This is a genomic window from Acinetobacter sp. ANC 4910 (assembly GCF_004331035.1).
GTDB lineage: Bacteria > Pseudomonadota > Gammaproteobacteria > Pseudomonadales > Moraxellaceae > Acinetobacter.
In genome coordinates this window covers 73,776-97,625 of sequence record NZ_SJNT01000012.1, presented here as the reverse complement: position 1 = coordinate 97,625, position 23,850 = coordinate 73,776, and the positions used below count along the sequence as shown (strand labels likewise).

17 protein-coding genes are annotated in these 23,850 nt (G+C 40.5%); 16 read left to right on the top strand and 1 reads right to left on the bottom strand.

The window, feature by feature from the left end:
- Nucleotides 1-23 precede the first annotated feature (23 nt).
- From E0H82_RS13180 to E0H82_RS13130, 11 genes are all read left to right on the top strand, one after another.
- The gene (locus E0H82_RS13180) at nucleotides 24-2,204 is read left to right on the top strand and encodes a TonB-dependent receptor (RefSeq protein WP_228258664.1); all 2,181 of its coding nucleotides are present in this window, start codon (nucleotides 24-26) and stop codon (nucleotides 2,202-2,204) included.
- Nucleotides 2,205-2,660 carry a copper resistance protein NlpE N-terminal domain-containing protein gene (locus E0H82_RS13175; RefSeq protein ID WP_131265212.1) on the top strand — a complete coding sequence of 152 codons (456 nt, stop codon included), beginning with the start codon at nucleotides 2,205-2,207 and terminating at the stop codon, nucleotides 2,658-2,660. It abuts the gene before it with no gap.
- A gap of 430 nt (nucleotides 2,661-3,090) precedes the next feature.
- Entirely contained in the window at nucleotides 3,091-5,310 is a 2,220-nt protein-coding gene (locus E0H82_RS13170; protein WP_131265211.1) for an OsmC domain/YcaO domain-containing protein, read from the top strand.
- A gap of 666 nt (nucleotides 5,311-5,976) precedes the next feature.
- Complete coding sequence (locus tag E0H82_RS13165) at nucleotides 5,977-7,293, top strand: NAD(P)/FAD-dependent oxidoreductase (protein WP_131265210.1); 1,317 nt, start codon at nucleotides 5,977-5,979, stop codon at nucleotides 7,291-7,293.
- Between the two features lie 368 nt (nucleotides 7,294-7,661).
- The gene (locus tag E0H82_RS13160; RefSeq protein ID WP_131265209.1) at nucleotides 7,662-8,648 is read left to right on the top strand and encodes a quinone oxidoreductase family protein; all 987 of its coding nucleotides are present in this window, start codon (nucleotides 7,662-7,664) and stop codon (nucleotides 8,646-8,648) included.
- Nucleotides 8,649-8,672: 24 nt separating this feature from the next.
- Complete coding sequence (locus E0H82_RS13155) at nucleotides 8,673-9,521, top strand: TauD/TfdA dioxygenase family protein (protein ID WP_087014966.1); 849 nt, start codon at nucleotides 8,673-8,675, stop codon at nucleotides 9,519-9,521.
- Nucleotides 9,522-9,581: 60 nt separating this feature from the next.
- Entirely contained in the window at nucleotides 9,582-10,685 is a 1,104-nt protein-coding gene (locus E0H82_RS13150; protein WP_131265208.1) for a 3-keto-5-aminohexanoate cleavage protein, read from the top strand.
- A gap of 149 nt (nucleotides 10,686-10,834) precedes the next feature.
- Entirely contained in the window at nucleotides 10,835-12,175 is a 1,341-nt protein-coding gene (locus E0H82_RS13145) for an MFS transporter (RefSeq protein ID WP_131265207.1), read from the top strand.
- The gene (locus E0H82_RS13140; RefSeq protein WP_131265206.1) at nucleotides 12,175-12,828 is read left to right on the top strand and encodes a DsbA family oxidoreductase; all 654 of its coding nucleotides are present in this window, start codon (nucleotides 12,175-12,177) and stop codon (nucleotides 12,826-12,828) included. Before E0H82_RS13145 ends, E0H82_RS13140 begins: the two co-directional genes overlap by 1 nt.
- Entirely contained in the window at nucleotides 12,825-13,151 is a 327-nt protein-coding gene (locus E0H82_RS13135) for a Rieske (2Fe-2S) protein (protein WP_131265205.1), read from the top strand. The genes E0H82_RS13140 and E0H82_RS13135 overlap by 4 nt, the downstream gene beginning before the upstream one ends.
- Nucleotides 13,144-14,172 (top strand): YeiH family protein, encoded by a 1,029-nt coding sequence (locus E0H82_RS13130; RefSeq protein ID WP_131265204.1) that lies wholly within the window; start codon nucleotides 13,144-13,146, stop codon nucleotides 14,170-14,172. Before E0H82_RS13135 ends, E0H82_RS13130 begins: the two co-directional genes overlap by 8 nt.
- Before the next feature lie 90 nt (nucleotides 14,173-14,262).
- On the opposite strand, the gene E0H82_RS13125 is transcribed toward E0H82_RS13130, so the two are convergent.
- A complete protein-coding gene (locus tag E0H82_RS13125; protein ID WP_131265203.1) occupies nucleotides 14,263-15,291 on the bottom strand; it encodes an AraC family transcriptional regulator in 1,029 nt (342 codons plus the stop codon).
- 290 nt (nucleotides 15,292-15,581) lie between these two features.
- Here E0H82_RS13125 and E0H82_RS13120 point away from each other — a divergent pair, with 290 nt between their 5' ends.
- The 5 genes from E0H82_RS13120 (at nucleotide 15,582) to E0H82_RS13100 (ending at nucleotide 23,843) form a co-directional block, all read left to right on the top strand.
- Nucleotides 15,582-16,169: an RBBP9/YdeN family alpha/beta hydrolase gene (locus tag E0H82_RS13120; RefSeq protein ID WP_131265202.1), complete on the top strand. Its 588-nt coding sequence runs from the start codon at nucleotides 15,582-15,584 to the stop codon at nucleotides 16,167-16,169.
- 204 nt (nucleotides 16,170-16,373) lie between these two features.
- Entirely contained in the window at nucleotides 16,374-18,209 is a 1,836-nt protein-coding gene (locus E0H82_RS13115) for a DUF1302 domain-containing protein (RefSeq protein ID WP_131265201.1), read from the top strand.
- 993 nt (nucleotides 18,210-19,202) lie between these two features.
- Nucleotides 19,203-20,993 carry an IucA/IucC family protein gene (locus E0H82_RS13110; RefSeq protein WP_131265200.1) on the top strand — a complete coding sequence of 597 codons (1,791 nt, stop codon included), beginning with the start codon at nucleotides 19,203-19,205 and terminating at the stop codon, nucleotides 20,991-20,993.
- Entirely contained in the window at nucleotides 20,986-22,392 is a 1,407-nt protein-coding gene (locus tag E0H82_RS13105; RefSeq protein WP_131265199.1) for a lysine N(6)-hydroxylase/L-ornithine N(5)-oxygenase family protein, read from the top strand. The genes E0H82_RS13110 and E0H82_RS13105 overlap by 8 nt, the downstream gene beginning before the upstream one ends.
- 14 nt (nucleotides 22,393-22,406) lie before the next feature.
- Nucleotides 22,407-23,843, top strand: a complete 1,437-nt coding sequence (locus E0H82_RS13100; protein ID WP_131265198.1) for a DHA2 family efflux MFS transporter permease subunit — start codon at nucleotides 22,407-22,409, stop codon at nucleotides 23,841-23,843.
- The last annotated feature ends 7 nt before the right edge of the window (nucleotides 23,844-23,850 follow it).

Sequence of the window (23,850 nt, the reverse complement as noted above, 5' to 3'; positions counted from 1 at the left end):
TTTTACGCATTAAAGGAATTGAAATGTCTCAATTCAAGTTAAATCCGTTCCTTAAAGGGAATGGCGTGATGGTTTCGTCACATGTTCAAGCACAGATTAGCCCTCGAATTTTTAAAGTTTTATGTAGTGTAATGCTCGGTGCAATATCTGGCTTAAATGCTCAAACCAGTCATGCAGTAGAGGTTGAAGCAAAAACAGAAGCAACCCAATTGTCGACCATCACTTTAACCGCTGAAAAGCAGGATGAAAGACACACCTCATCTCAGGCGATTACCCAGTTTAATCATGACTTATTAGAAGTTCCATTTACAAAGTCCCATGTTTCCAATGAGGACATTCAAAATCATCATGTTCAGCGGGTCAGTGATGCCTTGTCATTGGTCAATGGTGTTGTTTATCAAGACAGTTATGGTGGTGGTTTTTGGGATAATTATTCTTTTCGAGGATTTAGCACAGACCCGAATATGGGCACCATCTACATGCGTAATGGTTTAAGTTCGGTGAGTGGTATTCATACACCTCGAGATATGGTGAATATCCACGCGATTGATTTCCTAAAAGGCCCGATGGCAGCGATGTATGGGCAAGGCGCAATTGGTGGGATTATGAATATCACGACCAAACAACCCGAATGGGAATCTATAAATAGCCTAAGTCTAAGTGGCAGCACGCTTGAAGAGTATCGTGCTGCATTGGATACCACAGGTGCAATGAATCAGGATCTGGCTTATCGACTGGGATTGGCTTATGAAAATAATCAGAGCTTTCGGGATCAAGTAGATAATCAACATTATTATATTGCGCCGCAACTGGCTTGGAAGCTTTCAGCGCAAACCCAGTTGAATTTGGATACCGAGTTTGCTCAATCGAAAGGGGTATTCGACAGAGGTATTCCAATGGTTAATGGGCAATTGAAGCTGAACAAAAAAACATTTTTGGGCGAACCTAGCGACGGTGATATTGAAATTCAAGATCAAATGGTTCAACTGCGTGTGAATCATGCATTTAATGATGATTGGAACAACACGACAGCCCTTACTTATAGTCATGGTGAGCGAGTAGGGACGTCGACTGAAATTTCTTCCATCGCCGCAGATGGACAGACCGCAAACCGTTTCCGTCGTTCACGTCAATTTGAAACCGAGACTACGAACTTTCAGTCGATTTTGCGGGGTAAATTTAATACGGGATCAATTCGACATGAGTTGGTCACTAACATAGAAGTGGGTCACTATACGATTGATCAGTTACAACGCCGTAGTGCTGCGGGAGCATCGAGTCAGATTAATCTTGATCACCCTGTATATGGTCAGAATATTTTGCCATTAACACGAACCACCAAAAACACCAAAGAAACGCAGCAAATGCTGGGCTTTAACCTGCAAGATCAAATCTTCTTGAATGATCAGTGGAACGTTTTGATTGGGGGACGTGCAAATCGTTTAGAACAGCAAATCGATGACCATCGTAGTGGAAAATCTGCTGAACAAGCGTTTACACCATTTACTCCGCGTGCAGGAATCAATTATCAACCAACTGAGAAACTATCTTTCTATACGAATTGGGGCAAAGCTTTTGAACTGAATACAGGATTAAATAAAAACAATGACTTGTATGATCCTGAGAAAACTGAAAGTTGGGAAGTCGGTGCAAAATATCAATTCCAAGCCAAAAGTTGGTTGGGACTCACTTATTTTGATCTCGATAAACAACATCTGTTAACTGAAGGAATCAGTGATAGTTACGTCGATAGTGGACGCGTGCAAAGCCACGGGGTTGAATTTGAATTACAACACCAGTTCACAGATCATCTGCGTTTAAATGCAAATTATACGTTTACGGATGCTTCAATTGTAGAGAGTGAAGTTGAGGCAAAAGGAGCAAGATTAAAGAATATCCCGAAGCATACGGCAAATTTGAGTGCAAATTACCAATTCAACCTTGCGGGATATGATGCTGGTTTGATTGGTCATGTGAATTATTATGGCAAGCGCAGTGCAAACTATATTGATAATGCTACGAGCTTACCTGATTTTACGGTTGTAAATGTGGGTGCGTATGCACAACTTCGTCCTGATTTACGCGTGCAATTGAATATCGATAATCTCTTCGATCAAGATTATTACGTTGCAAGCTATACCAATAATTGGGTTCAGCCTGGTGAACCACTTAAGGCAACCGCTACTTTGAACTGGACATTCTAAATGAAAACATCATTACTATGTTCATTGGTCTTTGCCAGTTTGTGTTTGGGCTGTAGCCAGTCAAAACAAGCTGAGCATTCAACTCGTGAAACTGAAAAAACGATGAAAGTTGTAGATCCTCAATTGCAGCTTTGGGTGGGGCAATACCGAGGCATTACGCCATGTGTGACTTGTCCCACGTTCTGTGATGGCTGTGAAGGATCAACAGTTGACTTAACATTGAATCAGGATCAAAGCTTTGAATTGGTGCGGAAAGGGAATAGTGGCAGCAAGAAGTCTGAAACTTTTAACGGAAAATTTGCGTTCAATGATGATGGAAAGCTCCAGATTGAACTTCATGGTGTGAAAGATCGTAACCTCATCGTATGGGGGCAAAATTATGTGGAAGTTATTGACCCAAATTCAGGGCGACCATTTGATGCATTTGAAGATTTTCAGTTAGAGAAATTGAGTTAGGCATATTGTCATCAAAATTGTGATGCCAAGCTTGCATAGGTCGAATTGACCCAAGGACAGACTTTTGATATTTCTCTGAGAATTCAGGGGAATATCACCATGTTTATCAATACATGATTCATTTGCACAGTGCATGCTATACATATTGTTTGGATGTGTTTTGTTTTGAAAAACCTAACAATTGAATATAGTGCATATTTAAAATGTACGGGCTTATGGGAAAAATTGCATAAATCTCAAGATAGCATTTCCACTTTGAGCCAGAAATCTGTAAAATCTACGCGCATTCGTTAAGCCGTTTTTTAATCAGCTCCAAGCCTTTGGCTGATTCTTTTTGCAAACCAATTTCTTCATTGCATTCTGCTTTTAATTCAATATTTTCGACGCTTATCTGTCTGCCGTAGGCATATAAGCATCATTAGGTGCCAACATGGAAATTAAAGTCAATTATCTCGATAACCTTCGACTCGAAGCTAAATTTGATGACTTTACTGTAATTGCTGACCAACCTATTCGCTACAAAGGCGATGGTTCAGCCCCAGGACCATTCGACTATTTCTTAGCATCTTCAGCGATGTGTGCCGCTTACTTTGTTAAGGTCTATTGCCTTGCACGTAACATTCCAACCGATAACATTCGCTTATCGCAAAATAATATTGTTGATCCTGAAGATCGTTATAAACAGATTTTTAAAATCCAAGTTGAGCTACCAGCCGATATTTCAGAAAAAGACCGCCAAGGGATTTTACGTTCGATTGACCGCTGTACAGTAAAGAAAGTCATTCAAACAGGCCCCGATTTTGTTATTGAAGAAGTTGAAAGTATTGATGCAGATGCACAAGCGCTTTTAATGCCGAATCTGGCGTCTGAACACTTGACTCATATCACAGGCAAGGACTTACCTTTAGAGGAAACCATTGCCAACATGTCAGCGTTATTGGCTAACTTAGGCATGAAAATTGAAATTGCGTCTTGGCGTAACATTGTGCCTAATGTGTGGTCGTTGCATATTCGTGATGCACATTCTCCGATGTGTTTCTCGAATGGTAAAGGTGCGACCAAAGAAAGTGCTTTAGCTTCGGCCTTGGGCGAGTTTATTGAACGTTTGAACTGTAATCTGTTCTACAACGATCAATTCTGGGGTGAAGAAATTGCGAATGCAGAATTTGTACATTATCCAGATGAAAAATGGTTCCAACCTGGTCCAAACGGTGAATTACCACCAGAGATTTTGGATGAGTATTGCAAAGCAATTTATGACCCTGAAAATGAACTTTTAGGCACGCATTTATATGATACCAACTCAGGCAATGCTGAGCGTGGTATTTGCTCATTACCTTATGTACGTCAGTCCGATGGCGAAGTGGTGTATTTCCCAACCAATTTGATTGAAAACTTATATTTAAGTAATGGTATGAGTGCGGGTAATACATTAGCCGAAGCACAAGTCCAATGTTTATCCGAGATTTTTGAACGTGCAGTGAAGCGCGAAATCATTGAAGGTGAAATTGCACTTCCAGACGTACCTGCGGATGTACTGGCGCAATATCCAAGTATCATTGAAGGGATTAAAGGCTTAGAAGAGCAAGGCTTCCCTATTTTGGTGAAAGATGCATCATTGGGCGGAAAGTACCCAGTGATGTGTGTCACCTTAATGAATCCGCGTACTGGTGGTGTATTTGCATCGTTTGGTGCTCATCCAAATATGCAAGTGGCGATTGAGCGTAGCTTAACCGAGTTAATGCAAGGTCGTAGTTTTGAAGGTTTAAATGATTTACCGCGTCCTACCTTTAGTTCACAGGCAGTTACTGAACCGAATAACTTTGTAGAACACTTTATCGATTCGAGTGGCTTGGTGTCTTGGCGTTTCTTTAGTGCAAAATCTGAGTATGACTTTGTAGACTGGGACTTCAGTGCAGAAGGGCATGCAAAAAATATCGATGAAGCCAAAATTTTGTTCGATATCCTCAAAGATATGGGCAAAGAAGTTTATATGGCTGTTTATGAGCATTTAGGTGCTACAGCTTGCCGTATATTAGTGCCTGACTATTCAGAAGTGTATTTGGTTGAAGACTTAATTTGGGACAATACCAATAAAGCCTTATGGTTCCGTGAAGACACACTGAATTTACATCGCCTAGATGATGAACAGCTTGAAGCCTTGGTTGAACGCTTAGAAGAAAGCGAGTTGGATGACTACACCGATATCAAAACCCTGATCGGGATTGAGTTTGATGACAATACGGTTTGGGGGCAGCTCACGATTCTAGAACTCAAACTAATGATTTATTTAGCTTTACAGCAATTTGAAGAAGCGAAAGATCTGGTTGAAACCTTCTTGCAATACAACACCAATACGGTTGAACGTGGCTTGTTCTATCAATGCTTAAATGTCGTGTTAGAAGTTGAACTGGATGATGAAATGGAACTTGAAGATTATGAAGTCAATTTCCGCCGTATGTTTGGTGATGAACACATGGATGCAGCCGTGGGTTCAGTCGATGGTAGCGTTCGATTCTATGGTTTAACGCCAACCAGTATGAAACTTGAAGGGTTAGATCGTCATCAACGTTTACTTGATAGTTATCAAAAGCTACATGCCGCACGTGCTAAATATTCGAATCTTGCCAAAGTCGAATTGTTGGCCTAATTGATTTAATTTGTGTTGCAGTAAACTGTACTAGCTCAAACCTAATAATTTTAGTCATACTTCTTGGAAAAGGGGTATGACTTTTTCTTGATATCATAATTAAAAACTGTCTTATTTAAGCGCCAATATTTATTCACCACTTGCCTTTAAATACAGAAGACAAAATTTGTCTTTCAATTACAGGTTTTTCCCCGCCAACTTATTGTTCAAAAAACGCTATTTTCTAAACTATTCGCACAATGATTCCTCCTGATGAGTACCCCTAATCTGTATGATTTTTTTCTTTGCTTCTCTTAAAATTATTCATTTTGGTTAAAAATAAGACGATTGAAAGTTGAATTGTACATTAAAAAAACAGAATTTTATCTCCTTTGTTTTCATAAAATTTATATGAGTTTTTAAAATTTAGTCAAAATATATTTTTGAAAAATATATAAAAATAAATAATTTTAATTTTTTGTTGCTGATATTTAACGTTTAATTTTCCCTCTGATCTCGTTAAATTTTTAATACTATTTATTAAATAAATGTTCACTATCATTTATTTGTATTTTATTATTTTGCGATACATTTTGATACAACTCTAAGCGCAATGGAACGCTAGACAATTATTTGATGATTATGAATCGGATGTTTCATAACCATCAAACAATTGGAGAAACAACAATGCAACTGGAAAACAAAAATTGTAAGAAACGGATCGTAATTGTCGGTGGTGGAGCAGGTGGGCTCGAACTCGCTACGCGTTTAGGGAACCGTTTAGGCAAAAAAAATAAAGCCGAAATTATCTTGGTCGATGCAACTTTAACGCATATTTGGAAACCACTTTTACATGAAGTGGCTTCAGGAACATTGAATTCACATGATGATGAATTGAATTACTTTGCACATGCCAATAAAAATCATTTTGAGTTCTTTTTGGGGAAAATGATCAATATCGATCGTACCGAAAAAAAGATTCAACTTGCAGAATTAAGTTCTCATCAAGGTGAGCAAATTGCGCCATGTCGTTCTATTGCTTACGATATTTTGGTGGTTTCAGTAGGATCGACTTCAAATGATTTTAATACTGAAGGCGCAAAAGCACATTGTGTATGTCTGGATTCTCGTGCACAGGCAGATTATTTACAGAAAGAGTTTTTAAATCTGTATCTGCAAGCTCAAGCCAATACCTTAATCGAAGATACGCAGCACAGCTTACTCAATATCGCGATCATTGGTGCGGGTGCAACAGGGGTCGAATTAGCGGCTGAATTGCATTTCGCGGCGCATCAATTTTGTAAATATGGTTTAGACAGTATTAAACCCGATAATGTATGTATTACCCTAATTGAAGCGGCAGATCGCGTATTACCTGCACTGAACACGAAAATATCAAGTTTGGCAGAAGCAGAATTACTCAACATAGGTATTCAGGTCAGAACGAAAAGCCGAGTGCAGAAGATTGATGACACCCATATTTATTTTGATGATGGAACGCAATTACCTGCTGACTTAAAGGTTTGGTCTGCGGGAATTAAAGCCCCAGATTTTCTCAATAATATTGCCGAATTAGAAACCAATCGTATTAATCAACTCATCGTTAAGTCGACCTTGCAAACGACACGAGATGATTCTATTTTTGCGATGGGGGATTGTGCGAGTTATACACCAGAAGGCAAGGAGCGTCCTTTAGCACCGCGTGCTCAAGTGGCCAATCAACAGGCAATTTTTTTGGAAAAAGCCTTAGCAGCTTATATTGCAGCTCAGCCACTTCCAGAGTTTGTATTTAAGGATAAAGGCTCACTCGTGTCTTTAAGCGACCGTAATAGTGTTGGGCATGTCATGGGCAATATCAATATTGAAGGCTTTGTTGCTCGTTTAATGTATATGTCACTGTATCGATTTCACCAAATTGCATTGCATGGGCTATTTAAAACCAGCATTTTGATGTTAAAGGATGTGTTATCTAAGTCGGCTAGACCGCAATTAAAAATGCATTGATATTTCACGGATAAATTCATCTATTGATATAAATCTGTATAAATAGCCAGCTCGAATTTGAGTTGATCGTTACTCGGCTAATGGGTTAATGATCAGGTTAAATTTGAGCTTTTTTTACGCAAATTTACTCCCAGTTAAAAAATATTGTGCGTGGTTGAGTTAAATAATTTTCATGCTTTATCGCTTCAAGGTTTACATCATAATCTCAAGCTTTGACCTCGATTGAATCACCATCTATTGAAGCCTTCACTAAAGCAGTGTCGTAAAATGCTAAGCGAATGTCGTCTTATGTAAAGTGTCGCTCTATTGAGTGTTGTAGTTTTGATGTGTGATTAGTCACTAAATAAAAATATAGCATGGATAGAAAAATGACGTCGAATAAAGCAATACGATTCTATGGATCGGGTGTTCCTGAAGTAATGCGCTACGAAGATATAGAAGTAGGAAAGCCAGCCGCAGGGCAAGTTCTTCTACGTCATGTGGCAGTCGGGCTCAATTATGCTGACACTTATTTCCGTGACGGTACCTACCAAATTCCACTGCCAAATGGCATGGGCGTGGAGGCTTCTGGTGTGATTGAGGCTATAGGTGAAGGAGTTAGCGACTTTCAAGTGGGTGACCGTGTCACTTATACCGGCTTTTTAAATACCTTGGGTGCTTACAGCACATCACGATTAATAGATGCAAATGTCCTGATCAAACTTCCTGAAGGCATCTCATGTGAAACTGCGGCTGCTATGACCATGCGTGGTTTAACCTCTGCTTATCTCATGCGTCGTATTTATGATTTTAAAAAGGGTGACACAATTTTATTGCATGCCGCGGCAGGTGGTGTGGGTTTAATCGTTTCACAGTGGGCGAAGTTGCTGGGTTTAACCGTGATTGGCACAACGTCATCTGACGAAAAAGCAGCGATTGCAAAAGCTTATGGTTGTGACCATGTCATTAACTATAGCCATGAAAATGTGGCGGAGCGCGTGCGTGAATTAACTCATGGCGTTGGTGTCAATGTGGTCTTTGACAGTGTAGGTAAAGACACCTTTATGTCGTCATTAGATTCGTTAAAGCGTCGCGGTTTAATGGTATGCGTGGGCACGGCATCTGGGCCGATTCCAGATTTCAATCCAGTGCTGCTTGCCATGAAAGGCTCGCTTTATATCACCCGTCCAGCGCTGGCAGATTACATTGCGGATCCTGCTGAAAAGCAAGCTTTGGCCAACGAGCTGTTTGACCATGTTGCAAGTGGTCGAATCAAAATTGAAATTAATCAGCGTTATGAACTTAAAGATGCCGTACAAGCACACCGTGATTTAGAGGCACGTAAAACAACGGGTTCATCTATTTTCGTTATTTAAGTTTGTTATTAGAAAGGATTTCTTATGCAAATTGAACAATTAAGCTGCAATATTGGTGCAGAGCTCAGCGGCATAAATTTGGCAGATGCGATACACGATCAAGATTTATTTAGTGAAATTCGCTCGAACCTTCTTAAGCATCGAGTGTTGTTTTTTCGAGATCAAGATTTAACCCGTGCTGAACATGTGGCATTTGCAGAGCGTTTTGGGCAATTGGAAGATCATCCAGCTGTCGGTAGTCATCCCGATCATCCGGGCTTAGTACAAATTTATAAAAGCCCAGACAGCCCGATCGATCGTTATGAAAATGCGTGGCATAGCGATGCCAGCTGGCGTGAAATTCCCCCAATGGGTTGCGTATTACGGTGTGTCGAAGCGCCACAGGTCGGTGGAGATACTATGTGGACCAATATGATTTTGGCTTATGAGAACTTACCTGAAGAGATCAAAGCTAAAATTGATGGTTTACGTGCACGTCATAGTATCGAAGCCAGTTTTGGTGCAGCAATGCCAATTGAAAAGCGTTTAGCATTGAAAGCACAGTTCCCAGATGCCGAGCATCCTGTGGTACGTACGCATCCAGAAACAGGTGAAAAAATCCTGTATGTGAATGCATTTACCACTCACTTTACCAACTACCACACCAAAGAGCGCGTTCGCTTTGGGCAAGATGCCAATCCAGGAGCCGCTGATTTACTACGCTACCTCATTTCACAAGCTTCTATTCCAGAGTATCAAGTTCGTTGGCGCTGGAAGCCTAACAGCATTGCCATTTGGGATAACCGTAGCACACAGCATTATGCCGTGATGGACTATCCTGCATGCCACCGCAAAATGGAACGCGCGGGCATTATTGGCGACCAGACGTACTAAGTTTGAAAACTAAAACATTTAATTAAACTCACAATTTGAACAATATAAAGGAAGATGCACATGCAATTCTTTGACGATTCTTTGCACCCAGAAAACATGGATAAAGTGGTGATTACGGTTGCGCCTTATGGCCCAGAGTGGATGCCAGAAGATTTTCCAGAAGACATTCCTGTCACGATGGACGAGCAAATTCAAAAAGCAGTGGAGTGCTATGAAGCGGGTGCAACCGTACTGCACTTGCATGTACGTGAACTGGATGGCAAAGGCTCGAAGCGTTTGTCTAAGTTCAATGAGCTAATCGCAGGGGTGCGTGAAGCTGTGCCTGATATGATTATTCAAGTGGGTGGTTCAATTTCATTTGCGCCTGAAAGTGAAGGTGAAGCTGCGCTTTGGCTCAGTGATGATACCCGTCATATGTTGGCAGAACTGACTCCGAAACCTGATCAGGTGACGGTTGCAGTCAACACCACACAAATGAATATTATGGAGCTGTTGTATCCAGAATATCTTAAAGGTACATCTTTAGAGCATCCTGCAATTCAAGAAGCTTATGCAGAAATGACCGTACCTGCGGGACCTGCATGGTTGACTGAACACTTAAAGCGTCTAACTCAAAATGGCATTCAGCCACACTTTCAGTTAACTGGTATGCACGGCTTAGAAACCTTAGAGCGTATGGTACGTAAAGGCTTATACATGGGGCCATTGAACCTGACATGGATTGGTATTGGTGGTGGTTTTGATGGTCCAAATCCATTTAACTTCTTTAACTTTATTCACCGTGTTCCAGACGGCTGCACCTTAACCTCAGAATCATTACTGAAAAATGTTCTGCCATTTAACACCATGTCTATGGCGATGGGCTTACATGCACGTGTGGGGAATGAAGACACGATTATTGATCACCGTGGTCAGCGTTTTGGTTCAGTGCAGCAAATTGAACAAACTGTTCGTATTGCCCATGAGCTTGGTCGTGAAGTGGCGACTGGCAAAGAAGCGCGTGAGATCTACCGCATTGGTGTGCAGTACAACAGTATTGAAGAAACCTTGCTGGCCAATGGTATGGCGCCGAACCGTAAAGCGGGTCAAAAAGGTGTTCCGCAACGTATTCATGAAGTTGCATCTGACCAAAATTCATATGAAATGAATCGTAAAGTCGGTTAACAAGTCACGATTAAAACAAGTAAACGAACATAAGCCGAGTCAAATGGAATGTTGACTCGGACTGAGTCACAAAGATGGTTGTGCTGCGGATCAAGCGCAATTTTTATGCAGAATGAGAATTAAAAATATAAGAAATACACGGAGGTCGTATGGGCGCTCATCAATATGCCAGTTCTACAGATGGTTTAGATACATCGATTGACGTACCACGTAAGTATGCGTGGTTGGTTTTTGCTTTAACTTTTGGCTTGCTCATCTCTGACTATATGTCACGCCAAGTGCTCAATGCAGTCTTTCCTTTAATCAAAAGTGAGTGGGCGCTGAGCGATAGCCAATTGGGTTTACTCAGTGGCATTGTGGCTTTAATGGTGGGCTTATTGACGTTGCCTTTATCTATCTTGGCAGATCGATTTGGCAAAGTGAAAAGCTTAACGCTTATGGCTGTGCTTTGGAGTTTGGCCACTTTAGGTTGCGCTGTTGCGGAAAGCTATGAACAAATGTTCATGGCACGTTTTATGGTCGGCGTGGGTGAAGCCGCGTATGGCAGTGTCGGTATTGCAGTCGTGGTTGCGGTTTTTCCTCGTGATATGCGTGCCACTTTAGCCAGTGCTTTTATGGCGGGTGGCGTGTTTGGTTCATTTCTTGGTATGGCGCTTGGTGGTGTGATGGCCGAGCATTTCGGTTGGCGTTGGGCATTTGCAGGCATGGCTGTATTTGGGCTGATTTTGGCCTTGTTATATCCAGTCATTGTGAAAGAAACAAAAATTGGCAAGACTTGCCGTCAACTTCGCGCAGAACAAAAACACGATAAATCGACCAACCCATTACGTTCTATTTATTCCAGTCGCTCAGTTATTGCGACTTATATGGGCAGTGGTTTGCAGTTGTTTGTGGGTGGTACGGTGATCGTTTGGTTCCCGAGTTATCTCAACCGTTACTACGGTATGAGCACTGACAAAGCTGGGTTAATTGCAGCACTTATCGTACTCAGTAGTGCGGTTGGCACCATTCTTTGCGGCATGTTGTGTGACCGCTTAGGTCGAGACCGTCCCGTTCGTAAAGTCACTTTAGCCATTGCATTTTGCTTGATTGGCTGTGTGTTGTTATCCATTGCATTTGCTATGCCCGCGGGCAATTCACAGTTACTCATGATCTGTCTTGGGATGTTCATTGCACTTGGCACCAATGGTCCATCGAGCGCTATGGTCGCAAACCTCACACATAACTCTGTTCATAGTACCGCTTTTGCGACATTAACTTTAGCCAACAATTTCCTAGGTCTAGCTTTGGGACCTTTGGTGGTCGGCAAAGTTTCAGACCTGATTGGACTACATAGTGCGTTTCAATTGATGCCGCTGATGAGCATTGCAGCTGCGGCAGTATTTTTCTACGCAAAACAACATTATGTACGCGATGTTGCCCGTTTTAATGCACAGGCAATATCAATAAATATTCAACACAACCCAGCATTAGATACGGATGATAAGTGATGACTCGTGAAATCAATATTGAAGTTTTTTTTGATTTTATTTGCCCGTGGTGCATGATCGGGAAACGTCAGTTACAGGTCGCAATAGAAAAATTAAGATACAGCCATCCCAACATTGTGGTGAAACTTCAATGGAGAGGGGTGCAGCTATTGCCAAATATTCCAACAAATGGCGTACCTTTTGAGGCTTTTTATTTAAAAAGATTAGGAAGTATCGCTGCAATTAAAATGCGACAGGCTCAAGTTCATCAGGCAGCTAAAGCCGTATCGATTGATTTGAATTTGGATCGAATACAGCGAATGCCAAATACTGAAAAGGTGCACTCATTTTTTATTAATGTTGCAAGATTTGGAAGTGCTGAGCAGAACGAAAGATTATTGGACGCTCTATTCTCAGCATACTTTAGAAATGCGGAAAATATTGCAGATCCCGCCGTTTTAGAAAAAATAGCAAGCTATTGTGGTTATGCCGATGAGTTGATTTCAACTGCATTACATGAGGCGTCTATTCCATTCCTTTCTAAAGATACAGGCGGTAAAGGTGTGCCGTATTTTATTTTCAATGCGAGCTACGCAATGGCAGGTGCTCAAACAGCAGAAACATTTTATCAGGCAATCCTTGAAGTGCTTATGGATCGAGGGCAGGTGGCATGACAATTCAGTTTGAAGTTCCCCGAGCCAAAATCCCTGCTTTAGGTGAGCGCTGCTTCTTGCAAGTTGGGGATAAAACATTGGCCCTATTTAACGTTGCACATCAGTTTTATGTCATTGATGACAGTTGTCCTCACCAAGGTGCTTCCTTATGCGGTGGTCGGCTAGAGGGAAAAGTCATTCAGTGCTGTGCACATGGTTTGCGTTTTGATTTAGCCACTGGGTATTTACTCAATTCCACGAAACTACGAGTCACATCTTATCCGATAGAACAGATTGGAGAGCAGATGTATATCCGCATCAATGCTGGAGAAACCTATGAATAGTTCGAGTCAAATCAACTTTAGTTCACAAATTGGCTTGCGTCAGCGTGTTGTGGAACTTGCACCCGGTTTTGCAATTAGTTTAGTTGCGGCAACCGCTGCCAGTTTTTTATCGGAACACTATGGTGCGCCTGTGATGCTATTTGCCTTGCTGTTAGGCATGGGCTTAAATTTCTTGGCAACCGATAGTAAGTGTAAAGCGGGTATCGAATTTACTGCAAGAACAGTCATGCGTATTGGTATTGCACTGCTCGGGATGCGGATTACTTTAGCGCAAATGACTGCGCTGGGCTGGCAGCCAATTGTACTTGTCATCACGTTAATTATCATCACGATTTCAGTCTCGATAATCGTGGCGAAGTTAATCGGCTTTCAGAAACTATTTGGTATGTTAACGGGCGGTGCAACAGCGATCTGTGGTGCTTCTGCGGCATTAGCGTTATCAGTTGCTTTACCGAACCATCCGCAAAAAGAAAAAGCCACGTTATTCACAGTAATAGGCGTTTCGGCACTGTCTACCATTGCCATGATTGTTTATCCCATGATTGTGCAGTGGTTAGAATTGTCTCCACAGCAAGCGGGCGTATTTTTAGGGGCAACCATTCATGATGTTGCTCAAGTGGTTGGTGCAGGTTATAGCATGTCAACCGAAACGGGTGATACAGCAACAGTAGTCAAACTGATGCGGGTTGCAATGCTTCTCCCTGTTATTGTGTGTGCCGCAATGATTACCCGTATGCAGGGTGTTGCATCTACAGGAAAACGCCCTCCATTATTACCGTGGTTTGCAGTCGGTTTTTTAATGCTTGCCTGTATAAATAGTACGGGGTTTATTCCTGCAATGGTTCAAGGTGGTATGAATGAATTATCTCGCTGGTGTTTGGTGATCTCTATTTGCGCTTTAGGTATGAAAACCCAGTTCAAAGAATTAGCTACGGTTGGCATCAAACCCATTCTATTGATGGTCGGTGAAAGTATCTTCCTTGTAGTATTGGTATTAACGTTGATGCATTGGTTGTTTTAGTCCGAATATGCATTTAAGTTTTGCAGCATACGTCGAAGCAACGTACTGCAAAACTTTTGTGCCATTCTAGGATCAAATTATGAACTCGCTTTAAGGCTCAAGTGTTGAATCATTTATTGCTTTATTATTGCGCCATGTGGTTGGAGAAACCCCAAATTGGCTAATGAACCAACGGGTAAATGAACTGGGTACTGAATAACCTAAAATATCTGAAACCTGAGCAAGTGAATAATTTAAATTATTCAAATAACGAATCACTAAGGTGCGACGTACATCATTGATTAAAATACTAAAACTGGTTTGAGCTGCTTCTAATTTTCGTTGTAGTGTACGTACATTGACATCATGTGTTTGCGCTACTTGTTCAATGGTCGCGCGTCCCATAGGTAAAAGTAGGTAGATACTTTTACGAATTTCAAAAACGGTTGAAGACTCGTTTTCATGTTGCAAGATATCAATGTCGAGATAACGTCGGGCATGGTCTGCCATTGCAATATTGGCTTGAGGATTGGTTTTATCTAATTCGGAAGATGTACAAACAATACCATTAAACTCGCTACCAAATTCTAGTAAACAGCCAAATATGCGTTGATGGATTGCCAGATTCTGTGGTGCAGCATGCGTAAAATGTATGCTCAGAGGACGCCATTTTTGTGACAATAAAGCAACGCAAAAGCGATGGGTAATGCCTAAAGCGAGTTCAATAGATTGACGGCTATAACCCTGAGTGGCAGAGATTACCTCCACGCGAATAATGACAGTATTTCCTATTTCTTCAATGTACATTTCCAGTGCATTGTTAATGAGATTACGGTATTGCACAATCGTTTGTAAGGCATCTCGTAACGTCAATTGATAGTTGAGTAACAAACTCAGCTCACCAAAATCAGCAATTTGACGCTGTTCCGCCATATGCAATCCAAAAGTTTCACATCCACTCTCAGAAGCGGATTGCTCTAAAAGTTGAATCGCTTTATCCACAGAAATACGCTGTTTGGGATCATGGAGTTGAGTCGGATAAAGTCCGACATTAGACAATAAATGGTAAGGATTGAGGTCTAACTGTTGACTCACAGTTAAGTAGTTTTTGAGCATAGCTGTATGCGCGAGAGGAACCACGATCTTTTTCCTTTTGTATTTAACCATCCTGGTTAGTTTCTAGTTATAACGAAAATAATAGATTTAGCAAAGCACTCAATATAGTCAAAATTCCAATCGGGTATCGCTTGCATTGCATCATAGCTTAGACCACATGAGTGAAACTTATAAAATCGTTCACAGCCTATTGTCGTCAAATGAAAAGCCGTTGTCGTTAAATGTATACCGAGCATTGAGCTGAAAATTTATTGTGAGTAAGAGAAAAAATTAATCATTGTCCTGAAAGAGCAAGGAGCTCGGGGTGTAGAACGATGGAAAGAATATTCACACAAGCGACAGTTCTGATTATTCCGGGTTTACGGGATCATGTTGCGGAACATTGGCAAACCCTTCTCGAAACACGTCTAGTTAAGGTTCGCTACGTGCCACCAGCAGAAAGTGACAAATTGAACTGTGCAAATCAAGTACGCAGAATTCAAGCTGAATTAGAAAAAATTAGTGGACCAGTCATATTAGTTGCGCATAGCGCAGGTGTGCTGATGACATTACATTGGGTAGAACAATATCAACATCTGATTCAAGGTGCATTATTGGTTACACCACCAGACATATCCGCCAATTGGCCTGAAAACTATCCTCGGCCTGAAATTCTTAAACAAGAAGGATGGCTGCCTTTACCAAATCAAAAATTGCCTTTCCCGAGTATTGTGGTTGCCAGCACCAATGATCATTTAGCAAGTTTAGATGCTGTCGAAGCTATGGCAAAAGCATGGGGAAGTGAACTTGTTGTTGCAGGTGCTGTTGGGCATCTTAATCCTGCCTCGGGATTTGGTTTTTGGTCACAGGCGGAAGACTTAATTAAGCGACTAGATTTGATTCACGGGCACGTCGCATCTTAATAGCGAATGAAGCCAGTCTCTTGATGTTCGAATCATACGCAGACTTCACAGTCGGTATATTTCGCTGACGCATTTCGCAGTGTTTTAAGCCAAATTTTGCTTAAGTCACTTCAATAAAAATTCTAAAACAAAAATCCTTTTACGCATCCAATGAAGGGTAATCGTAGAAATAACTAAATTAAATCATATCGATATGGAGATGATATGGTCAGTCAATTTGTGTCTTTAAACAGACAAAATCATCATATTTCATTGATGAAAAAAACGGTTCTTTGTTTAAGCCTTGCTTTGGTCATCTCGGAAGTTTCAGCAGCGAGTTTTGATCTAAATGAGGATTGGAAATTTGAAACAAATACAACACTGAGCCTAGGTGCCAATTGGAGTACACAGAATGCATCAGCGGCGTTAGTTTATAAGCCCGATGCAAATCATATTGGAAAAACGGGTTCTAGTATTGATGTGAATGGTGATGATGGGCGGGTGAATTTCAGTAAAAACGATGTTATCTCAGAAATTATAAAAGGGTACACCGAGTTTAAGCTTCAAGGTAAGCGATCAGGTGCGGTGCTCAGTACAAAATACTGGTATGACCATGCGTATGAAACAGGTCATGGTGATTTAAAAGCCTATGATGATTCGGAATGGCCAAGATTGGCAAAATTTAAAGGAATAGAGCTTTGGGATGCGTATATTTGGACGACTTTTGAGGCGGAGAATGGTGAAAAATTAAAGTTAAATTTAGGCAAACATACTTTAAATTGGGGGAAATCACAGTTCTTTTTTAATGGTTTAAATTCTGTGAGTGCATTTGATTATGCTGGGATGACCCGACCAGGAGTAGATTCAAAGGAAAGAGTCATTCCGGTTGAAATGTTTTCATTTCAGGCCGAGGTGAATAAGAATCTGAAGTTTGATGGTTTCTATCAATTTAAATTCAGACCTACTGTGGTGGATGGTTGTGGGACTTTTTTTGCAATTTCAGACTTTGTTCCAGAACATTGTGGTCCGATTATTCTTACAGTGATGCCGGGCGACAAATTATCTGAAACTGCTTTAGAAGCTCAAACTATGATACCTCGTTCAGATAGTCGTTATGCAAAAGATAATGGGCAATACGGCTTTTCACTCAAGCAAACTTTAACGAGTCTAAATAACGCGGAATTGGGCTTCTATTTTGCAAATTTTCACAGCCGAAACGCAAACTTTGATGGTACAGCTGTAACGGCACTGGGACCTGCTAATTTTGACACAGCTCAGTTTTTCTCGATTTATCCCGAAGATATAAAAATGTATGGGCTGAGCTTATCAGGCAAGTTTGGAACGACATCTGTATTTAGTGAATTAACCCATAAGCCTAATCAGCCTTTACAGCTCAATGGCACGGATATTGTGTATGCACAAGTCTTATCCAATGAAACGCCATTGACTGAACCGGGTCTAACCCCAGAACTTGGACAGTATTTACAGGGCTATGTACGTCTACCTGTAACACAGTTCTCAGTCGGTACTGCGGATAGTTATGCAAACCTTTTAGGGGCAAATTCATTGAATTGGGCAGCGGAACTTGCTTTGAACCATATCTCGGATATAGGCAATCACCGTTTTGGACGCGTAGGGGCTTTTGGTCGAAGTGAATTGTCCTCTGGTGCTTATAATTCTGCAACGGGTGAACATAAATGCACACCTTATGGTACGGCACATCTATCCAATGCAGAAATTGATTCTTTAAACGCGCGGTTTTGTAATACAGAAGGCTTTTTTACGGAATGGTCCTATGGTTATCGGATACGTGGGGCACTCAATTATAAAGATATTTTCCCCGCAACTGTTATTACACCAAGCTTAATTTTTCGTCATGATGTGAATGGTTTTAGCCAAAATTTTCAAGAAGGACAAATGAGTTTGGCTGCGGCAGTTTCGGCAACGTATCGGCAAAAATATAATGTCGAACTTGCTTATGTGAACTTTTTTGGTTCGAATGATTTTAGTACTGTTGATGACCGAGATTTTGCTTCATTGGCATTTAAAGTTAATTTCTAAGCTAGCATGTATTTGGCAAAAGTAAAAAAGAGCTAATGGCATTGTAGTTCTATAATAAAAGATTGTCTGCATATCAGTTCTACTCATTAAGGTGATTAATACGTATTACATTTAATCATTTAGGTATAAGAATTTGATTTACTGACTAAAATAGTGGCTTTAGCTCTCTCTTTTTACATCCATTGCTTTCTTTTATATTTAATATTAAAGGGAAGAACATGTTATAAAATTCAAATAGAACCACAAAACCTACGATGCAGTGTCCTAATCCCACATGCGGTAAATTGTTGGTCATTACTTTAGAAGATCTTTTATATAGGAAATCGATTCAATGTCCTTTTTGCTTATTAGAGTTCACCATGAGCAGGGAGATGAATACGATAGACAAGCAGTAGTCAGCTATTTCAGATGAAGAAAAATCTAAAAAATAATTCCAACATTTAGGTGAACGACTAAAAAATTAACTTTTAGTCGTTATTGATGCCTCCATCCTTTAGGCATAGTTGGCTGTGTAATTTATTGATACTAGTGAAGTCTAAAACTGAAAAGCGACGGTTGATCTGTGCCTTCAGTTGAGGTGATGAGTTCAATTTGATGATCAAAATAATCTTACTAAGCTCAGAAGATATTTAGTATTTATACAAGATAAACCCACAATATAAAGTACAGAATCATTCAGCTTAAGGTGGTTATATACCTGTTATGTATGGCAGAGGTTCATGAAATTATTATGTTGAAAGTCATATGTATCGTAGTGGAAATGGGCTTAGCAAGTCTTGTTAAACACAACACAGCATTAAACTATTGCACAACATTTTCCATTGTCATCATCAATTTTGTATTGATAAACACACCTTATTGACGATATTTGAGACAGGATAGGCATTGTTTTAAATGATAGTGTAATTAATAGTAATTATCATTTACATTTTAAATTGATCGGTATATCGTACGCATCACACTATTTTTACTTAATAGATAGAAGTGATAACGATGAAATCAATTACGGATAAGATCGCTTTACAACATTTAATTAATTCATATCTACAAGAAACAGGAAATGGACATTTGATTCCTGTGGCTGAGCAATCACAACATTTACGTGAGCAGGGTCAAGGCAAGGTTTTGGTGTGTATTCCTTTGGATAGCCTTGCTGGATATGTTTATGCACCGCTTGAATATATGAGTAAAGTGGGTCGGCATCGTTTGGCTGATTTACCATGGGTTGAGCAAGACAATCAAATTTTAAAAATTAGTGCTGTAAATTTGGCCGCTAATTTATTGGAAAATCTAACCCTAAAAGATAATGAAAAACAGTTGGATACCTCATCTTTATTGGAGTGTTGGATTCAAAGCCGTCGGGCATTACAACAGTTTTTAACTCATCGAAAAGATCAAATGGATGAAGTTATTGCGCCGAAGCAACACTTTGTTCAAAGTGAGCAAGCGCTTGTTCTTGGACATAGTATGCATCCTTCACCAAAGAGCCGTCAGGGTTTCGTGCAAGATGATTGGAAGCGTTATTCTCCAGAAACTCAGACCGCTTTCAAAATGCATTTTTTATATGTGCATCCAGATTATGTCATCCATGATAATGCACATAACTTATCGATTCCAAGTCAATTAAAACAAGATTTAGCACCATACTTTAATAGTTATCATTATGAAAAAATGGCGCAGTATCCTGATTACGCGTTGCTGCCGTTGCATCCGTGGCAGGCAAGATATTTAAAAGACAAAGACTGGTATCAGCAGTTGTTACATGAGGGAGCATTGATTGATTTTGGTGCTTTGGGTTGGGATGTTAAGGCGACGACATCCGTGCGAACTTTATATAGTGAGCAAGCACCTTGGATGTTTAAGGCTTCAATGACTGTGGCTGTGACCAATTCGATTCGGGTAAATCTTTATAAAGAGTGCCATCGTGGTTTATTGAGCTATCAATTATGGAATGATGACTGTCTTGCAGATTTTAGACAACGTAATCCACGATTACAGACCATCAGTGATCCCGCTTGGATTGCATTAAAAGTGAATGGTCAAGTTCTGGATGAAACCATCTGTATTCTACGGGAAAATCCGTTCAAGCAAAGTGATGATGTAACCTGTATCGCTTCGTTGTGCCAAGATCATCCGTTTGAATCTAAAAATCGTTTTAGTCAAATTTTTGCTGAAGTTTCAAAGCAAACTGGATTGAATCAAACAGATGTGGCTTTACAGTGGTTCGAGCGCTTTTTAGAAATTACAATTTTACCCCTTATGGAGTTGTACCACGAGTTTGGTATGGCATTTGAAGCCCATCAGCAAAATACACTGATTGAACTTGAAGATGGAATGCCAAAAAATGTTTGGTTTAGAGACAATCAAGGTTTTTATTATATTCAAGAATTAGCCAACGAAATTTTGGCACGTTTTCCGACCTTGGCGACAGATGGTCAGGCAGTTTGCCCGCAGGCTTTAGTGGATGAGCGTTTCCGATATTACTTTATTGGAAATACCTTATTTGGTTTGATTAATGCAATTGGCATAACGGGGGTAGTTCAAGAACAGCAACTGATTGAAAAATTACAATCTTATTTAACTCAAGCATATCAAAAATATCCTGAAAGCCAATTGTTAAAGACAGTTTTACATCAAACGACATTCCCTTATAAGGGCAATTTGATGACGCGCTTGTATGAATTAGACGAGCTACAAGCGGATATTTCTCAACAGTCGATTTATGTCAATTTAAAAAACCCATTGTATGTTGCCCAAACTGTAGTGGAGACTGAACATGCTTGATTTTATCGGTATTGGTTTAGGACCATTTAATTTAAGTTTGGCTGCATTGCTCAATCAACATGCTTCACTCAAATATCAATTTGTGGATAAGCGGCATGAGTTTGACTGGCATGCAGGAATACAGTTGCCGAATGCGATGATGCAAGTTCCCTTCATGGCAGACTTGGTCAGTTTGGTCGAACCGACCAGCCCCTATAGTTTTCTGAATTATTTAAAAGCACATCAGCGTTTATATAAGTTTTATTTTCGGGAAAATATGTATATTCCACGGCAAGAATACAATCACTATTGTCAGTGGGTGGTCAAACAATTACGTAATTTACAGTTTGCAAGCCGCGTAACAGATATTGCACCTATTTCAGGTGGTTTTCAGGTGATTACTGAGCATAAAGGTCGTCTGTCGGTTCAACAAACCCAAAAGTTGGTCTTAGGTACAGGCACTATACCTAAGTTACCGCAACCGTTACAGCGGGTGGCTGAGCAGACACAGCAGTGTATACATTCATCAAATTATATCGATCAGTGCAAGGATCATTTATCAGGAAATGTAGTTCTGATTGGTTCAGGTCAGTCTGCCGCTGAGATATTCATAGATTTATTTGATAAGCAGATACATCCTGAAACGGGTAAATCACAATTTCATTTATATTGGCTGACGCGTTCGGCTGGGTTTTTCCCGATGGAAAATACGCCACTCGGTTTGGAAAGTTTTAGCCCAGACTATATGTCTTATTTTTATCACTTGCCTAAAAAACTCAAAGATACTTTACCTGTGACACAGGCAAATTTATATAAAGGCATTAGTGCTAAAACCATTCGTGATATTTATGAGCGCTTATATCAGCGTAGCATTGGAGATGCAGAGATACATGTCACGATTGCAGGACATCATCAGCTTGAAAATGCAGAAATAATCAACGAAAGAAATATTCAACTGAAATTTTTCCAAACCCAGAAACAGCAAGTTTTAAACCTTCAAGCCAGCATGGTGATTGCGGCAACGGGTTATCAATATCCTTCGTTAGACTTTTTAACGAAGCTGAGTCGTGATATTCCCCTAGATGGACAACATCATTGGGAGATCAATGAACATCATCAACTGAACTATCACGGTGAAGGCAAAATTTATATTCAGAATACTGATTTGCGACATCATGGCGTGGGTACACCTGACCTCGGATTAGGGGCTTTTCGTTCTGCAAAAATTGCCAATCAGATTTTGGGTGAGTCCTATTTCAATATTGAAGGGCGACAAAGTTTTCAGGATTTTCACTACCAAGAATCTGAACGTCCATTTATGAAGAGTGCGATATCTAAAACTCATGCTCGTACGGATGTGATGTCATCGCAGATTTCAAGAAAAGCTGCGGATCACTATCCTGAATATTTGATGAAGTAGGGCTGGGAATAGGCATGGCTGAAATGTCAAAGTTAGATTCTCTCGCGACTTCTGATGCTTTGCTGTCGCAACGTTGCGTCATGCTTTCAGTGATGCTGGGTACAGGTACAGTAAGTATTAATAACAGCAGTTTTAATCCTGCTATTCCTCAACTGATGCAAGATTTCCAAATTGCTGAAGCAACAGTAAGTTGGGTCATGGTAATTTTCCTTTTAACCATGAGTCTAAGCTTGCTGCTGACTGGTTTTCTCAGTCAGCGTTGGGGTAAGCATCGTGTGTATTTAGCTGCATTAAGTCTTTTTATGTTGAGCTCGATTTTCGGGGCCTTCGCTTCGCAATTTGAGACCGTGTTAACAGTCCGAGCCTTACAAGGATTTGCCAGTGGGCTGATGATTCCTTTGTCATTGGGAATTATTTTTTCAGTTACGCCGAAAGAACAGAGGGGTGCCGCAACGGGGCTATGGGGAGCAATGATTATGCTGACCTTAGCCTGTGGTCCAATGTTAGGTGCATTGATGCTCGCTGTATCCAGTTGGCATGCCTTATTTTTATTAAATGTACCATTGGCAATTATTGCTTTAATCATGGGGTGGTTTTATCTGCCTCGGCAACCCGCCATTCAGAATTTAAAATTTGACTGGCTTGGTTTTGGATTATTGTCAATTTTCATTATTTGCTTGCTGTTGGCTTTAAGTCTCATTCAACAATTGCAGGATGTCTATCAGCCTACGTTCTGGTGGTTATTGGGACTGAGTGGTTTTGCAGGGTTTGGATTTTTTTGGGCTAGCCGAAAAAAGCCAGATGCCATTATTACTTGGTCTTTATTTCAAAGTCGTGAGTTTAATTACAGTTTGATGTTATCGGTTGTGCATACCATCGGCTTATTTTTGAGCTTATTTTTGATTCCTTTACTCATTCAAAATAGTTTGCAGTTAAGTCCACTGTGGTCAGGGCTGTTACTGATGAGTAGTGCCTTAACCACCAGCTTGTGTAGTAAACGTGCTGGTCGCTATCTAGATCAGCATGGGGCAAAACGGCTGTTAAGTGTCGGTATCGTACTGACCGCAATATCCTTTGTCGGCTTAGGGTTGGCAACTAATCACTCTATCGTCTTATTAATGCTCTGCATGGTGATGCATGGTTTGGGGTTTGGCTTGTCTTATATGCCTGCGACCACAGCAGGACTGAATCATTTACCCAATCCAGAACTTGTGACACATGGTGCGGCGGTAAATAACTTATTGCGTAGGCTTTGCGCTGCAATTGCAGTTGTGATTGCTGCACTTTATTTGCAAATACACACGCAAAATTTCTTAGAAAGTCCTGAATTAGCCATCGTACAAAGGCACGTCATTCAAGAGCTATTTTTCTTCTGCGCCTGCATAACGCTCTTGGCACTGCCTTTTGCATGGAAGTTTCCACATCAAAAACAGCAACATATACACATTTAAAATTTAA

What these genes read in the sequence shown, in the direction of transcription:
- E0H82_RS13180 (WP_228258664.1), top strand. Translation starts at nt 24, where the DNA reads ATGTCTCAATTCAAGTTAAATCCGTTCCTTAAAGGGAATGGCGTGATG.
- E0H82_RS13175 (WP_131265212.1), top strand. Translation starts at nt 2,205, where the DNA reads ATGAAAACATCATTACTATGTTCATTGGTCTTTGCCAGTTTGTGTTTG.
- E0H82_RS13170 (WP_131265211.1), top strand. Translation starts at nt 3,091, where the DNA reads ATGGAAATTAAAGTCAATTATCTCGATAACCTTCGACTCGAAGCTAAA.
- E0H82_RS13165 (WP_131265210.1), top strand. Translation starts at nt 5,977, where the DNA reads ATGCAACTGGAAAACAAAAATTGTAAGAAACGGATCGTAATTGTCGGT.
- E0H82_RS13160 (WP_131265209.1), top strand. Translation starts at nt 7,662, where the DNA reads ATGACGTCGAATAAAGCAATACGATTCTATGGATCGGGTGTTCCTGAA.
- E0H82_RS13155 (WP_087014966.1), top strand. Translation starts at nt 8,673, where the DNA reads ATGCAAATTGAACAATTAAGCTGCAATATTGGTGCAGAGCTCAGCGGC.
- E0H82_RS13150 (WP_131265208.1), top strand. Translation starts at nt 9,582, where the DNA reads ATGCAATTCTTTGACGATTCTTTGCACCCAGAAAACATGGATAAAGTG.
- E0H82_RS13145 (WP_131265207.1), top strand. Translation starts at nt 10,835, where the DNA reads ATGGGCGCTCATCAATATGCCAGTTCTACAGATGGTTTAGATACATCG.
- E0H82_RS13140 (WP_131265206.1), top strand. Translation starts at nt 12,175, where the DNA reads ATGACTCGTGAAATCAATATTGAAGTTTTTTTTGATTTTATTTGCCCG.
- E0H82_RS13135 (WP_131265205.1), top strand. Translation starts at nt 12,825, where the DNA reads ATGACAATTCAGTTTGAAGTTCCCCGAGCCAAAATCCCTGCTTTAGGT.
- E0H82_RS13130 (WP_131265204.1), top strand. Translation starts at nt 13,144, where the DNA reads ATGAATAGTTCGAGTCAAATCAACTTTAGTTCACAAATTGGCTTGCGT.
- E0H82_RS13120 (WP_131265202.1), top strand. Translation starts at nt 15,582, where the DNA reads ATGGAAAGAATATTCACACAAGCGACAGTTCTGATTATTCCGGGTTTA.
- E0H82_RS13115 (WP_131265201.1), top strand. Translation starts at nt 16,374, where the DNA reads ATGGTCAGTCAATTTGTGTCTTTAAACAGACAAAATCATCATATTTCA.
- E0H82_RS13110 (WP_131265200.1), top strand. Translation starts at nt 19,203, where the DNA reads ATGAAATCAATTACGGATAAGATCGCTTTACAACATTTAATTAATTCA.
- E0H82_RS13105 (WP_131265199.1), top strand. Translation starts at nt 20,986, where the DNA reads ATGCTTGATTTTATCGGTATTGGTTTAGGACCATTTAATTTAAGTTTG.
- E0H82_RS13100 (WP_131265198.1), top strand. Translation starts at nt 22,407, where the DNA reads ATGGCTGAAATGTCAAAGTTAGATTCTCTCGCGACTTCTGATGCTTTG.